The organism is Bradyrhizobium sp. 172 (genome assembly GCF_023101065.1).
Classification (GTDB): Bacteria; Pseudomonadota; Alphaproteobacteria; order Rhizobiales; family Xanthobacteraceae; genus Bradyrhizobium; species Bradyrhizobium canariense_D.
The window spans coordinates 531,126-544,920 of record NZ_CP064701.1 but is presented as its reverse complement, the minus strand read 5'-3'; the positions used below and the strand labels follow the sequence as shown (position 1 = coordinate 544,920).

At 63.7% G+C, this 13,795-nt stretch carries 16 protein-coding genes; 6 read left to right on the top strand and 10 right to left on the bottom strand.

Going from position 1 to position 13,795, the window contains the following annotated elements; all coding sequences use genetic code 11:
• Positions 1 to 485: 485 nt before the first annotated feature.
• On the bottom strand, positions 486 to 1,295 hold the full coding sequence (locus IVB07_RS02435) for a DUF3108 domain-containing protein (RefSeq protein ID WP_085384094.1): 810 nt from the start codon (positions 1,293 to 1,295) through the stop codon (positions 486 to 488).
• A gap of 612 nt (positions 1,296 to 1,907) precedes the next feature.
• Between IVB07_RS02435 and rpmB the strand changes: the two genes are divergently transcribed.
• The gene (rpmB, locus tag IVB07_RS02430; protein ID WP_026232426.1) at positions 1,908 to 2,219 is read left to right on the top strand and encodes a 50S ribosomal protein L28; all 312 of its coding nucleotides are present in this window, start codon (positions 1,908 to 1,910) and stop codon (positions 2,217 to 2,219) included.
• Between the two features lie 28 nt (positions 2,220 to 2,247).
• On the opposite strand, the gene IVB07_RS02425 is transcribed toward rpmB, so the two are convergent.
• The gene (locus tag IVB07_RS02425; protein WP_247360821.1) at positions 2,248 to 2,697 is read right to left on the bottom strand and encodes an O-methyltransferase; all 450 of its coding nucleotides are present in this window, start codon (positions 2,695 to 2,697) and stop codon (positions 2,248 to 2,250) included.
• Positions 2,697 to 3,122 carry an ATP-binding protein gene (locus tag IVB07_RS02420; protein WP_247360819.1) on the bottom strand — a complete coding sequence of 142 codons (426 nt, stop codon included), beginning with the start codon at positions 3,120 to 3,122 and terminating at the stop codon, positions 2,697 to 2,699. Before IVB07_RS02420 ends, IVB07_RS02425 begins: the two co-directional genes overlap by 1 nt.
• Before the next feature lie 210 nt (positions 3,123 to 3,332).
• On the opposite strand from IVB07_RS02420, the gene IVB07_RS02415 reads away from it, so the two are divergent.
• Together IVB07_RS02415 and IVB07_RS02410 are read left to right on the top strand one after the other, a co-directional pair.
• Positions 3,333 to 4,385 (top strand): DNA cytosine methyltransferase, encoded by a 1,053-nt coding sequence (locus IVB07_RS02415; RefSeq protein WP_247767484.1) that lies wholly within the window; start codon positions 3,333 to 3,335, stop codon positions 4,383 to 4,385.
• 6 nt (positions 4,386 to 4,391) lie between these two features.
• Positions 4,392 to 4,877 (top strand): very short patch repair endonuclease, encoded by a 486-nt coding sequence (locus IVB07_RS02410; protein WP_247360815.1) that lies wholly within the window; start codon positions 4,392 to 4,394, stop codon positions 4,875 to 4,877.
• A gap of 23 nt (positions 4,878 to 4,900) precedes the next feature.
• Here the strand turns inward: IVB07_RS02410 and IVB07_RS02405 are convergent, their stop codons facing one another.
• The 3 genes from IVB07_RS02405 to IVB07_RS02395 all read right to left on the bottom strand — a co-directional run bounded on the left by IVB07_RS02405 (position 4,901) and on the right by IVB07_RS02395 (position 5,922).
• On the bottom strand, positions 4,901 to 5,179 hold the full coding sequence (locus IVB07_RS02405; protein WP_018452941.1) for a DUF1488 family protein: 279 nt from the start codon (positions 5,177 to 5,179) through the stop codon (positions 4,901 to 4,903).
• Between the two features lie 187 nt (positions 5,180 to 5,366).
• The gene (locus IVB07_RS02400; protein ID WP_018452940.1) at positions 5,367 to 5,663 is read right to left on the bottom strand and encodes a hypothetical protein; all 297 of its coding nucleotides are present in this window, start codon (positions 5,661 to 5,663) and stop codon (positions 5,367 to 5,369) included.
• Between the two features lies 1 nt (position 5,664).
• Positions 5,665 to 5,922, bottom strand: a complete 258-nt coding sequence (locus IVB07_RS02395) for a hypothetical protein (protein WP_018452939.1) — start codon at positions 5,920 to 5,922, stop codon at positions 5,665 to 5,667.
• A gap of 360 nt (positions 5,923 to 6,282) precedes the next feature.
• Here IVB07_RS02395 and IVB07_RS40400 point away from each other — a divergent pair, with 360 nt between their 5' ends.
• The 3 genes from IVB07_RS40400 (at position 6,283) to IVB07_RS02385 (ending at position 8,640) form a co-directional block, all read left to right on the top strand.
• Entirely contained in the window at positions 6,283 to 6,414 is a 132-nt protein-coding gene (locus tag IVB07_RS40400; RefSeq protein WP_007599247.1) for a hypothetical protein, read from the top strand.
• A gap of 291 nt (positions 6,415 to 6,705) precedes the next feature.
• Positions 6,706 to 8,043: a DUF2235 domain-containing protein gene (locus IVB07_RS02390; protein WP_247360813.1), complete on the top strand. Its 1,338-nt coding sequence runs from the start codon at positions 6,706 to 6,708 to the stop codon at positions 8,041 to 8,043.
• Positions 8,044 to 8,394: 351 nt separating this feature from the next.
• A complete protein-coding gene (locus tag IVB07_RS02385) occupies positions 8,395 to 8,640 on the top strand; it encodes a PilZ domain-containing protein (protein WP_007599245.1) in 246 nt (81 codons plus the stop codon).
• 243 nt (positions 8,641 to 8,883) lie between these two features.
• Here the strand turns inward: IVB07_RS02385 and IVB07_RS02380 are convergent, their stop codons facing one another.
• The 4 genes from IVB07_RS02380 to cobT form a co-directional block, all read right to left on the bottom strand.
• Positions 8,884 to 9,294, bottom strand: a complete 411-nt coding sequence (locus tag IVB07_RS02380) for a hypothetical protein (RefSeq protein ID WP_026232425.1) — start codon at positions 9,292 to 9,294, stop codon at positions 8,884 to 8,886.
• Positions 9,295 to 9,576: 282 nt separating this feature from the next.
• Entirely contained in the window at positions 9,577 to 10,689 is a 1,113-nt protein-coding gene (locus IVB07_RS02375; RefSeq protein ID WP_018452936.1) for an NADH:flavin oxidoreductase/NADH oxidase, read from the bottom strand.
• Positions 10,690 to 10,808: 119 nt separating this feature from the next.
• Positions 10,809 to 11,870: an esterase-like activity of phytase family protein gene (locus IVB07_RS02370; protein WP_018452935.1), complete on the bottom strand. Its 1,062-nt coding sequence runs from the start codon at positions 11,868 to 11,870 to the stop codon at positions 10,809 to 10,811.
• Positions 11,867 to 13,771 carry a cobaltochelatase subunit CobT gene (cobT, locus tag IVB07_RS02365; RefSeq protein WP_018452934.1) on the bottom strand — a complete coding sequence of 635 codons (1,905 nt, stop codon included), beginning with the start codon at positions 13,769 to 13,771 and terminating at the stop codon, positions 11,867 to 11,869. The genes IVB07_RS02370 and cobT overlap by 4 nt, the downstream gene beginning before the upstream one ends.
• Positions 13,772 to 13,795 lie beyond the last annotated feature (24 nt).

Genomic DNA, 13,795 nt, shown 5'->3' with positions numbered 1-13,795 from the left:
AGAATGCGGCGCTTCTCCTTGAACCCAGCGCAACTGTCTCACTTTGCGACGCTTTTCCCGTTGGCTTTAAGCTTCGGAACGAGTTGAGAACGAATCGCGGCCGAATCGCTGACTCCCCCTTGAGTCCTGTTCCGTTCACGCAAGATGTCGCGGGAGGCTTGTTGGGTCGCACTAGATGGAGTTTTGGCCTGCCGCACAAGCGACGTTGAGATGGCGGATTCGTTAAAGCTGGGGACGGCGCGGAGTCGAATCAGAATCGGGGAGGAGTCAAATGGATTCCCGGTTCTCGACCCCCTCCAAACAAAATGCGCGAAAACAACCCCATGCACAGTAGGGATGTTGTTGAAATCATTGATGTTTATTTTCACCAAAAGGGAGGTCCGTAGCCCGCATGGAGCGGAGCGCAATGCGGGGGCCGAAGCAAAGAACCCCGGATTACGCTGCGCTCCATCCGGGCTACGGCAGCGGGGCTACGGCACCCAGCCCTACTGCGTCTTCGCGACCTTGGGCGGCTGGGCGCTGGTGATGAAGGAGGTGGCTTCCAGCATGGCCGGCCCGAGCGGGGTCGGCACTTTCAGCCAGAACGGGACCAGGATGCGCGTGCCCGCGATCGGCGCGAACGCGACCTCGATGTTGCGCTGGGCGGCGAGATATTTGATCACGGGACGGTCGGGGATGTAGCCGGCGATGGGCACGAAATAGAGCGAGCAGACCACGACCTGGCCGTGATAGCCCTTCTCCGCCTTCACGTTCTCCATGCGCTTGAAATCGAGCTTGAGCTCGTAGCGCATGCGGCCGTCGAACACGGCGGCGCTGCCGTGGCAGGCGTCCGCCGACAGCACGTCGCCGGTGCCGGATACGCGCACCAGCGAGGCCGTCATCGGGTCCCAGACGCCGCGGCGATGCGCGTCGGTGACGACGATGCGGTCGGGATCGACCGGCGGCTCCGGCAGGATGGCAAAATCCTTCACATTGCCCTTGTCGAGCGTGATGCGGATCTCTTCGGTCTTCTTCGAGGTGGTGGTGGAGGCCTGATAGCCGGTCGCGACCAGCGCGCCGTTGACCACGCGGCCCTGCGAGGCGCCGGTGCCCGACCCGCCCGCGAACGATTTCAAAAGCCCCGAGGTGCCGCCGGAGGCCGCGGCCGCGAACACGTCGTCCTGGATGTCGATATTCCAGGCGCCCTTGCCGACCGGAATGCCCGCCAGCGTCGCCTCGTATTGCGCCTCGAGCTTGCCCTGTGCCGCCGCGGGCTCCGCCGCCCACGCCAAAACCAGCCCGCCAAGGGCCGCCATGACCCAGCGGCCGGCAGGGCGCGGATGGCTTGCGCGCCGCTCCGCTGAGCGCAGGCCGGGCGCAAGATGAGGCGTTGTGAGCACGAAACAATCCAATCGGGGCGCGAACGGTTGTTACTTAAGCCAAATACCGCGCCAAGCAATGCGTCCGGGCCTGTCGGCGTCCGGAACTCCACCGGACTTTTCGGGCGCGAATACGCCCTTTATGTGATGGTAAGGCGCGATAATCATTGCCGTTTTGATGATCGGGGTGGGACTGAAAAGCGCACCTCACCCCGCCACCTCCACCGCGTCATGCCCCGCGAAGGCGGGGCATCCAGTACGCCGCGGCCCCTCTGGTCAGCCGTACCGCCTCTGGAATACTGGATCGCCCGGTCCCGGCTCCGCCAAGGCTACGCCGAGGCCCACACCGGTGCTCGGCCCGCCGAAGCTTCAGCGAAGGCGGCGAGCCGGGCGATGACAGCTAGCTTGGAGCACGAAACCCGCCCCAAAACCTTGACGTCCCGCCGCTTCCCCCCTATACGTCCGCCCGCTCCCTGCAAGGACAGAGAATTTGCCCGTGGCGCCCCGAATGGCGGCCGCACATCGTTGGGAAAGATTGAGGATTTTGCCATGTCTCGCCGCTGCGAATTGACGGCCAAGGGCCCCCAGGTCGGCCACACGGTCAGCCACTCCAACATCAAGACCAAGCGCCGCTTCCTGCCGAACCTGGTCAACGTGACCTTCATCAGCGAAGCGCTGGGCCGCAACGTGCGCCTGCGCGTCTCCACCAACGCGATCAAGAGCGTCGACCACAATGGCGGCCTCGATCCCTTCCTGCTCAAGGCCAAGGCCGCCGTGCTGTCGCCCCGCGCCCTCGAGCTGAAGCGCGCCATCCAGAAGAAGGTCGGCCCGACCCCGGCGCCGGAGAAGAAGGCGAGCTAAGAATTTTCGGATTGGGCGGCCGTTTTTGTTAGTCGTCGACGTGGCGGAAGGCGGGATAGAACCGTTGGTATTTCTTGTAGTTGCTAATCGCAATCAAGGATGACGGCTCGTCATCTGCCGGCAAGAACCTGAGCGACGTAAGCAGCTTCTTTGCAGTTTTCCCGAGATTCCCATCGAGCTTGAATCGTTCTTTCGCCGAGAGGATCGGCACAGCAATGTCGTGCATATCGTTCCAGCCAGCGCTCGCGAATGCCCATCGCTTAAACAGCGCATTGGGAAATTTGTCGCGCGAGTTTCGATCGGATACGGCGCACGTGACCGTCAACATGCGCTGTCCATCGGCGTAAGAAGTATTCAGTACGGGGACGAAATCGAGGTTTGGCACTTGCACCGTCGCTTTTAGCGTGACCATTTCGATGCATTGGCACAGCACCAAAGGCAAATCGTCGTCTCCAATTTTGGTAATGCTAGTAGGCATCACGTCTCCAAGCTGATCACGCAGGTAATTGGCCCGAAAAGCTTCTCTAGTGGCGCTGCCACCTGCAGGCCCTTGCTTAAGATTGCGCACATCAGCATTCCGTACACACCGATCGTCGGAAGCCCTTTGTCTTTGTCGACTTTCGGCCGACCCAGCAGAAAAGCGTCCTTGATTGCGCCCTTCGGAATTCCCCCGCAGTTGTCCGATATGTCGAAGGACTTTGCAGAAATACTGAGCCGCGTCTCAAATCCCTTATACGCGTCCGGCTTTTTCGCTTTGCTTTTGAGTTGGCGAGTGGCGCCGTCGATCGAGTTGTCTACTAGATCAAGGATTGCATCTTTTAGCTCAATGTCTCGAGTCAGCATTGAAACGAAAAACCGCTTCGTTGGGCCGCCCCAAATCGTCTGGCCCTCTTCTTCAGCCATTAGCGTTAGTCCCCACTGATTAAATACGCCGCATCGGTTGGCGATGTTCGGCCAACCATATGACCATCATGAACGGGCATCGCAATTCGGTGGATGATCCCCATTCCCGTTCGACGGCGGTTGACAAATCCGCTATCTACCCTTTGGGGATCATCGTATTGGGAATTGATTTGTGCAAGGGCAACCTCAGATTGTTGACCTTTTTTGTGGATGCGGGGGTTCTCTTTAGGTGCACACAGAGCCGGGCTTTCGCCTAAAGTAGCATTCGATAACGATCCTATTCTCACGTCATCCTACGGAACGAACTTCCCGACTACCCAGCTTGAGCTAGCAACGGTGCGCAGGGTCGGAGGCTCTGATATCCGCCGACTGCTCGGCGGCTCTCCCGACGGGATAATAGGCGGCCCTCCATGCCAAGGGTTTAGCGACATCGGCCATCGAAAATCCACCGATCCACGCAGGCACCTAGTTCGACATTTTTTCCGGATTGTTTCGGAAACGAGGCCGGGCTTCTTTGTGATGGAGAACGTTCGAGGCTTGGGGTATGGCGGCGCTCGGACGCTCTTGGAGCAGAGCCTCGAATTGGTTCCTGCAAGGTACAAGATACTCGGCCCGTTAATACTGGATGCCGCGGACTATGGAGCGGCGACTCTCCGAGCGCGATTGTTCATTATTGGATACGACCCGGAGCGCTGCGATCCTATAAGCGAGGAAGACCTCTCCTCTAGGATCCGAGCTTCTTCGACGGTGCGTGCAGCCATCGGCGATCTGTCCGACGCTACACTCGTTGGTGAAGAGGACGGCTTTGATGTGTGGAAAATTTCCCGGCCAGGTCGGGCAAGTGTCTATTCCCTCGGTCTAAGGAGCAAAGACAAGACGTTCACGGGTCACCGAGTGACAATCCATACTCCGGAAGTGAAGAAGAGATTTCACAAGTTGAAGCCCGGTGAAATTGATTCCGTCGGAAGGCATCCGCGCCTCTCTTGGGAAGGCCAATGCCCCAATCTTCGCGCCGGCACGGGCAAGGACAAGGGCTCTTATCAAGCGGTTCGTCCAATTCATCCAGAAGAGGATCGCGTTATTACCGTTCGAGAGGCAGCCCGACTGCAGGGGTTCCCAGACTCATTCAGATTTCATCCTACCGTGTGGCACAGCTTTCGAATGATCGGAAACAGCGTTTCGCCTATCATCGCTCAAGCAATTCTTTCACTGATCGCGGAGCGCATGGGTGCTGCGCAACAGGTACAAATGGCGGCGGAGTGACGATGCTTGGTTGATCGACTAACGAAAACGAGACGATCGTGGTTGATGTCGAGGGTTCGGAGCAAGAACACCGGACCTGAGATTCGTGTGAGAAGCTTAGCACATAGGCTCGGCCTGCGTTTTAGACTTCATCGGGACGATCTGCCTGGCAAGCCGGACCTCGTTTTCCCCCGTTTGAAGTTGGCCCTTTTTGTCCACGGTTGCTATTGGCATAGACATCCCGGCTGTTCCAAAGCGTCGGCTCCAGCCTCTCCCTTCTGGGCCGCAAAGTTCAGATCGAATGTCGCGCGAGATAAGCGTGTGCAAGCGGAGATACGATCCTTAGGTTGGAAGGTCGTCACTATTTGGGAATGCGAAACAAAGCAGCCACTGACCCTCGAAAGACTCATCAGAAGGCATGTTCTGAAACGCAAGCTTGCCCACGACAACAAAGAGGTGTCCAGCTCTCGGCGCGCAGTCCGCGTAAGACGGGCAGGACGCAGCGGTGGCTAGAGCAGGGCGAGCCGCCCCTCTCCCTACCCCCGAAAATCAATGCTCCGCAGCACGATCCCCGGCGGGGTGCCTTCGAACTCCGTCGCCTGATATTTGCGTCCGGTGCAGGCTTCGATGCGTTCGCGCAGGCGCGTGAACTGCTCTTCCCGCTCGCTCGGCCTGGCGCGCGGGCCGCGCTCGAGGTCGTCCATGGCGGAGGTCGAGATCGCGCAGGCGATCTCCTTCGCGCCATCCTGCATCGAGAACTGGACGATGCCGCGGTCCTGGTCGTGGGCGATGAAGCGGCTGCTGGTGAGCGTCATGGGGTACTCCTTTTGCGGCCGCGCGTCGCGCCGGCCTTTTGCGCAATTGCGCACGGGGGGCGCCGGTCGGCGTTGTCGAAGCAGGCTGTGGCACGAGGGTGCACAACAAGTCGCTTCGGTGGTTATGGGTCCTGGCCCCGTGCGCAATAGCGCACTCGGCCAGGACGACGCCTGAGTTGGCTCGCCTTCAGCCGTCGCCGTTGAGCCTTGCGAAATCGTCGAACAGGGCGGCCACCAGCGCGCGGTGGCGGGTGTCCTCGGTGGGCAGGCTCGCGGCATAGAGGTTGAGCAGATGGCGGGCCTTCACGGCGGCCTCCGGCCAGGACGTGGCAGGCACCGACATCATGCGGTTTTCAAGCTCGGCCTCGCGCTCGCGCAGCTCCCTGACCTGGGCCTCGACATCGGCCAGCGCGCGGCGCAGATCGGTTGCCTTCTGGGCGGCCATGCCGCGGTGGCTGTCGAGATCGACCGGGATGTCAGTCATGTCAGGCACTCGCGTCGATACGTTGGGCATCCGCCAGGTCGACCGAGCCGATCGACAGCATCTCCGTCGCACCGCGCACGCCTTCGGAGGGCACCGTGATCATGGTGGCGACGCGGCGATAGGATGCGAACGACAGGCCCTCGATCATCTCCTCGTCGGTGACGACCTCATAGGCGCCGGCCGGCAACTGGCGCTCGAGGCCGCGGATGTGGAATGGATGCTTGAAGGTGATGGTTTCTCGCCGCGAGCGGATGGTCATGCGCGCCTGCCTTTCGCAAAGAAGGGGCCCCAACCGACACCAGCTGGTCACGACCATGCGCTTGTTACCCGGCAATAGCCAGCATTATGTCAGCGTGGGCCGGGACTTACGGCGCAAGCGCGGTGCTCGTGCGCGGCGTTTTAGTCCTCGCAATCGGCAGGACGCGGGCGTACGCTCGACCACGTCAGCGCAGCTCACGCAATTGCCGCGCGTCGATGTTGCGCTGCATCTTTCGCGCCTCGTGTGCGCAGCGGCGATCTTCATTGGTTCGGGCGGGTGCATCTCACAGCCCCGCCCAGCGACCATTGCAGCGCCGATCTCGCACGCGGACGAACTCGAAACCCAGGAGGAGACGACGTCATGGCCAAGGGACAGCAACGCAGCAACCGCGAGACCAAGAAGCCGAAAAAGGACAAGATCAAGACCAGCGCCGCAGCGCCAAGCCGCAAGGACGCGGCCTGGCAGCCGGAGATCGGCCAGAAGAAGAAGTAGCCGGCGGGCGCCTTCCCTTCTCCCCTTGCGGGAGAAGGTGGCATAGGCGGCCTTCGGCCGCCGTTCTTGAAAACGCCGATGCTTCGCATCGGCTATGGCGCCGGATGAGGGGTCTGTCTCCGGGAGTTCTGACGCGAGAGATTCGCACGCGGAGAGAGACCCCTCACCCGTCTCGCCGCTTCGCGGCGATCCACCCTCTCCCGCAAGGGGAGAGGAGAAGAAGCGTCATCTCCCTCTCCCCGCCCTTTTCCGCTATACTCGCCCGGGTAGCATCAGCGGGAGGGGCATCCTGTGGATCACGAGCGCAACGCCGAGCACACATCCGAGCCGAAGAACCTTGTCATCTGCTGTGACGGCACCGGCAACGAGATTTCCGAAAACATCTCCAACGTCCTGAAGCTCTATCGCTGCCTGCGCAAGACCGACAAGACGCGGCCGCGGCAGATGGTGTTCTACGATCCCGGGGTCGGCACGGTGACGGAGCCGTCGACGTGGCACCGCTGGAAAGCCAACGTCAATCTGGTGCTGGGGCTCGCCACTGGCTACGGGCTCGATGACAACACGCTGTCGGCCTATTGCTTCCTGGTCGAGCATTACGCGCCGGGCGACAGGATCTACCTGTTCGGTTTTTCGCGCGGTGCCTACACGGTTCGCGTGCTGGCGGGGCTGATCCACAAGATCGGCCTGATCTCGCCGGAGCAGGCCAACCTCGCAGGCAGTGGCCTCGTCGCCTACAAGCAATATTCCGGCACCGGGCGCGGCAACGATGTCAGCGACCTCATCGATGAGGGTTTTGACGACAGCGGGCCGCTGCCGAAAAACAAGTTCGATCTCGCCGCGCAGTTCGCACGCATCACCTCGTCGCGCTGGCCGACCATCCACTTCATCGGCGTCTGGGACACGGTGGCGAGCGTGATCGTGCCGCGCGCCGACCGGGGCTATTTGCCGAGCTTCGAGGAGCTCGCCTTCACGCTGCGCAATCCCAGCGTCAACATCTTCCGCCAGGCGATCGCCATCGACGAGCGGCGCTGCATGTTCCGCCTCAAGCAGTATGAGGAGCCGCAGGAGTACTGGCGCAACCGCTTCGTGCCCGACGACAAGAAGGAGCCGCAGGACATTTTGCAGGTGTGGTTCGCCGGCGTGCATTGCGACGTCGGTGGCGGCTATCCGGAAGTCGAGAGCGGCGAGTCCAAATATCCGCTGCTCTGGATGATCGAGGAGGCGACCAAGGCGGGGCTGAACTTCAACCCGCGCACGGTGAACCAGCTCGCCTGGGGCATCCAGCGCAAGAACTCGCCGTTCCAATACGTGCCGCCGGCTTACACCGGCAAGACCGGCGAGCTGCATGATTCGATGACGGCGCCCTGGCGCGTGCTGGAATATCTGCCGAAGAGCGCCAAGTACCGGGAATGGCCGGCGCGGAAGGTGTTTCTCGGGTTCTACATCCCCGATTGCGAACCGCGCCTGATCCCCGAAGGCGCGCATGTGCATGAGAGCGTGTTGAAGCGGATGGCGGTGGAGCCGGACTATCGGCCGGTGAATTTGCCGAAGGAGTATGTGACGGTGCCGATGCCGCTGCCGCCGGGTGTGGGCATGGTGGCGAAGTCGGGGGAGATCGTGGTGGGGTGAGGGCCTTCCCTTCTCCCCCTGTGGGAGAAGGTGGCATAGGCGGTCTTCGGCCGCCGTTCTTGAAAACGCCGATGCTTCGCATCGGCTATGGCGCCGGATGAGGGGTTGTCGCCGCGAACGCGAAAGCTTCGTATGCCGTGCGAGACCCCTCACCCGTCTCGCCACTTCGTGGCGATCCACCCTCTCCCACAAGGGGAGAGGGGGAAGCCTTCCCACCCCGCTACCGCCGCTTTCTCCATTCGCCGATACTTTTCATTAAAATTCTCCGCCCGCCTTAGCCGGATCGAATCAACTCCTGGGCATCATCTCCTGACCACCCGCGCCATCCGCGGAAATTGGAGGAGAGTGCCAATGCATCCGCGACGACATGCCCGCGTCAAACCCGCGGGCCTGGTGTCCCGCCAGGCCAAGATCATCACCGACCCGCGCGCGCCGGTGATCCCCTGCACGCTGATCGACTATTCGCCCGGAGGTGCCTGCGTCGATCTCGGCGGCCAGGTGAAGATTCCCGATCGCTTCGAGCTGCTGCATGTGAACACGAAAAAACGCTGCCGCGTGGCGTGGAAGCGCGGCACGAAGGTGGGAGTGGTGTTTTGACTCCTTCCAGCTGCTGAACAAGGCCGCGCTCCACACTCCGCTCGGCTCCCTCCCCCCTTGTGGGGGAGGGTTGGGGAGAGGGGTGGCCCAGCAAAAGGTGTTAGTTACGTGCGAAGCGATGGCAACAGAGTGTCGCTTCATTCGACAGAGCACGCCGTGTGGCTACCCCTCTCCCTAGCCCTCCCCCACAAGGGGGAGGGAACGCAGTGTACTTGCGGCGCGATCTCTCCCAACACAACAAATTCACGGTTTCCGCATCCGCGCCTTTGCGCCCGCGACGATCTGCATCGCGACGCCGGCGATCCAGCCGAACAAGGCGAACCAGCTCCAGGCGATGTGCGGATCGAGGCGGAGCACGATGATGGCGACGGAGGCGAGCGCGGTGAGCGTGGCGCAGAGCGTGCCGGCGGCGCTCAACAGTTCCGCGGCGTCGATGTCGCCGTGGGCCTCGTCGAACGGCAATTGCGGCGTGTCGATGCCGAGATAGAAGCCGACGAAGCCCAGCACCATCATCAGCAGCAGGAACCCCTCGGTGGTGAGCGCGGGGATCGCCGATCCCACATAAGCGCCGACAAACAGCCCGCACGCCGCGCCCGCCATCGCAAGGCCCACGCGCTCGATGACGTGGGCAGCTTTTCGAACACGAAATCGCATGGCGGGCCTCCGCGAGGCGTTGGACGCACGCGAGGTTAGGCCAGATTTGGGTGGGGTGGAAGCTGAGAGGGTTTACGGATGCGTGAGGCGGAACGGCACGGGACCAAAAGGTACGCGGAGCAACGACCTTGGCGTGTGTCGCATGGCTGCCTCCCCATCCTCATGGCGAGCGCAGCGAAGCAATCCAGGATCTTTCCGCGGACACAGCCTGGATTGCTTCGTCGCAAGGGCTCCTCGCAATGACGAGTTTGCGGCGCGGTCCTCGCGCCAGACTCGCCTCTCTCACCGCGCCCCGAACGTGGTCTTGCCGAACAGCGCCTTCTGGGTCGAGGGCTGCGAGCGCCAGTATTGCGGCGGGGCTTCGACCTCGCCGCCGAGTTCGGCTGCGGCGTGCCAGGCCCAGCGCGGGTCGTAGAGCAAGCCGCGGGCGAGCGCGACCATGTCGGCCTTGCCGGATGCGACGATCTCTTCGGCCTGCTTCGGCTCGGTGATCAGGCCGACGGCGATGGTGGGCAAACCGGTCTCGCGCTTGATGGCCTCTGCAAACTGCACCTGATAGCCGGGGCCGAGTGCGATCTTCTGCAGCGGCGAGACGCCGCCGGAGGAGGCATCGATCCAGTCGACGCCGCGCGCCTTCAGCGCGTTTGCGAATGCGATGGTCTGCGCCAGGTCCCAGCCGCCCTCGACCCAGTCGGTCGACGACACCCGCATGCCGACCGGCTTGTCGTGCGGGAATACGGCGCGGACCGCGTCGTAGACCTCCAGCGGGAAGCGCATGCGGTTCTCGAGCGAGCCGCCATATTCGTCGGTGCGCCTGTTCGAGATCGGCGACAGGAATTGATGCAGGAGATAGCCGTGCGCGCCGTGCAGCTCGACCGCGTCAATGCCGATGCGATCGGCGCGCTTGGCGGCATCGACGAAGGCCTCGCGGATGCGCTTGAGGCCGGCGGCATCGAGCGCCAGCGGCGCGGCCTCGCCCTCCTTGTGCGGCAGCGCCGACGGCGCCACGGTCTGCCAGCCGCCCGCGTCCTGCGGAATCAGCTGGCCGCCGTCCCAGGGCCGCGCGCTGCTGGCTTTGCGGCCGGCATGCGCGAGCTGCATTGCGACGGCGGTCGAGGAATGTTTCCGCACCGAGGTGAGGATCTGCTTCAGCGCGGCCTCGGCGGCATCGCTGTAGAGCCCGAGGCAGCCCGGCGTGATGCGGCCGATCGCCTCGACATGGGTCGCCTCGATGCAGAACATCGCGGCGCCGGACAGGCTGAGATTGTTGATGTGGGTGAAGTGCCAGTCGGTGGGGACGCCGTCCTCGGCCGAATATTGGCACATCGGCGACACCACGATGCGGTTCTTCAAAGTCAGGCCGCGCAGCTTGATCGGGGAAAACAGGGCGCTCATGCGGGGGAGTTCCGGGATGGGGGGCAGGGAGATGGAGAGAGTGTAGTGGGCGATGCGCCGATTGCCAGCCGCGCGGGGGGCATGGCGGCTCGCGGGGGATGCATTGCGGCCGCGCCACCCTACTCCACCAGCGCGAACTGCAGCAGCAGGGTGCGCTGGAGCATCGAGAAATTGTCGTCCGACACCAATGTCAGCACGGTCTCGCCGTCAGCCGTGACGTGGGCGTCGATGCCTTCCATGTTGTCGATCTCGTGGCCGAGATCGGCCTTGAACAGCACGGGGCCGTCGACCAATGCGCCCGGCGCGATCGATTTCAGGGGGATCGCGCGGATGCGGATATCGACGCCGGTGAACCAGGAGAATTTGCGTTCGAGGATCAGGAGATCGCCCGAGGGCAGCAGCACCGCGTCGCTGATGAGCTGCTGGTCGGTGCGGCGAATGCTGAACTGGCCGGGTGTGGGGCCGCCGAGCAAAAATCCGATCAGATTGCCGTCGGCATCGAAGCCGCCCTCCGACAGCGCGATCAAGGTGCCCGCGAGCGGCTGCCCCTTTGGAACGAACACCAGCGCCTCGAGCCCCTTGTTGTAGGGCAGTTTGCGCACCGCCGGCGGGGTCGGCAGCACCTCGCCGCGCGCGCGTGTGCCGCCCTTCGCAAAATCGAACCGCATGATCTGGTTGACGCGCTCGAGCCCGACATAGACGAGGTCGCCGTCACGCGCGAGCGACTCGGTGTCGTACCACAGCCGCTTCTCCGTGATCGGCCGCCCCTCCGCATTGAGCACCGGCGCGGCCTCGACGTCGCCGAGGCCGGTCATGATCCGCCCGGAATAACGGATGCGACCGGTGAACCAGGTGCCCTGGTCGGAGATCGCGAGGAAGCGCTCGCCTTTGCTGTCGAGAAAGCGGAAGCCGGACAGGCCGCCGAAGCCGCGATGCGGCGAGGTCAGCACCAGGCCGCCGCGATAGTCCAGCGAACCGAACCGCGTGCGCGCGCGGTCGCGCGGCTCGAAATTCGGGATCGGCCGCGCGTTGACCTCGATGCCAACGGGCGCGGCGACGGCGTGCTCGATGAGCGCCGGCTTCGGCGCCGGCTGTGCCTGCGCCAGGCGAGACAGTGCGAGAGTGGAAAATCCCGCCGCCGCGTGGCCGATAAAGCTGCGGCGGGACCGATGGTTGCTCACGAATGCAGTTTGCGTCGCGGGCGGTTGGCCGGCTGCGTGGGCGCGGTGTTGGTCTCGCTGAACAGTTCGGCGAGTTTTTCGGTGATGGCGCCGCCGAGCTCTTCGGCGTCCACGATCGTCACCGCGCGGCGATAATAGCGCGTCACGTCATGGCCGATGCCGATCGCGATCAGCTCGACCGGCGAGCGGGTCTCGATCTCCTCGATGATGTGGCGCAGGTGCCGCTCGAGATAGTTGCCGGGATTGACCGACAGCGTGGAATCGTCGACCGGCGCGCCGTCCGAGATCATCATCAGGATCTTGCGCTGTTCGGGCCGGCCGAGCAGGCGCTTGTGCGCCCAGTCGAGCGCCTCGCCGTCGATGTTCTCCTTCAACAGCCCTTCGCGCATCATCAGGCCGAGGTTTTTCCGCGCACGACGCCAGGGGGCGTCCGCCGACTTGTAGATGATGTGGCGGAGATCGTTGAGGCGGCCGGGGCTGGCCGGCTTGCCGGCGGCAAGCCACGCCTCGCGCGATTGCCCGCCCTTCCAGGCGCGCGTGGTGAAGCCGAGAATCTCGACCTTGACGCCGCAACGCTCCAGCGTGCGGGCGAGGATGTCGGCGCAGGTCGCCGCGACCGTGATCGGCCGCCCGCGCATCGAGCCGGAATTGTCGAGCAGCAGCGTCACCACGGTATCGCGGAACGTCGCCTCCTTCTCGTGCATGAAGGACAGCGGGTGATAGGGATCGGTCACCACGCGCGACAGCCGCGCGGGGTCGAGAATGCCCTCTTCGAGATCGAATTCCCAGGCGCGGTTCTGCTGCGCCATCAAGCGCCTCTGCAGCCGGTTGGCGAGACGGGCGACGATGCCCTGCAGATGCGCGAGCTGCTTGTCGAGATAGGCGCGCAGCCGCTCCAGCTCGTCATGGTCGCAGAGGTCTTCGGCGGCGATGACCTCGTCGAACTTCGGCGCGAAGGCGTGATATTCCGGCCCGCGCGGCTCGTTCTTGCCGTGCGAATTCGGCCGCGTCGCCTCGCCCGGCGTCTCGTCGTCGCCGAGCTCGCCGTCGTCGAAGGTGTCGGAGGTCGAGGCCTGCGCGCTTTCCATCGCGCTCTCGCTCATCTCCTCGCTCGACGCCTGGGCCTGATCGGCGCTCATCTCCTGCGCGGCGTCGGAATCGGGCGAGCCCTCGGCGCCGGACTGATCGTTGTCGCCGTCCTGGTTCTCGTCGTTCTCGTCATTGTCTTCGCTGTCGGCGCTGCGCTCGTCGCCGATCTCGAGCGCCGTCAGCAGATCATGCACGGCATCGCCGAACCTGGTCTGGTCCTCGACCACGGTATCGAGCCGGTCGAGCCGCCTGCCGATCTTGTCTTCGAGAATAGGGCGCCAGAGATCGACCATCTTCTTGGCGGCCGTCGGCGGCGCCATGCCGGTCAGGCGCTCGCGCACCAGCATCGCCAGCGCGTCGGCGAGCGGCGCGTCGGCGCGATCGGTGATCTCGTCGAACTTGCCGCGATGGAAATGGTCGTCGAGCATCGCGGTGAGGTTTTTCGCAACGCCCGCCATGCGCCGCGCGCCGATCGCCTCGACACGGGCCTGCTCCACCGCCTCGAACACGCCGCGCGCCTGCGGATTGCCCGGCATCAGCTTGCGATGCACCTTCGGATCGTGACAGGCGAGCTTGAGCGCGATGGAATCGGCGTGGCCGCGCACGATGGCGGCATCACGCCTGGTCATCTTTCGCGCGGGCTCGGGCAGCCGCGCCTTGCCCGGCGCGAGCCCGGGACGCTCGGCGGCGAAGCTGACGTCGAGCTCGGGCGCCTTGGCGATCGCCTTCAGGCAGGAGGCCACCGAGCGCTTGAACGGCTCGGTCGGGGCTTCCTTGGTGTTGCGGAATTTGGAGTTGGAGGTGGTGCTCATCTCGCCCTTACCCGTCGTCCCCGC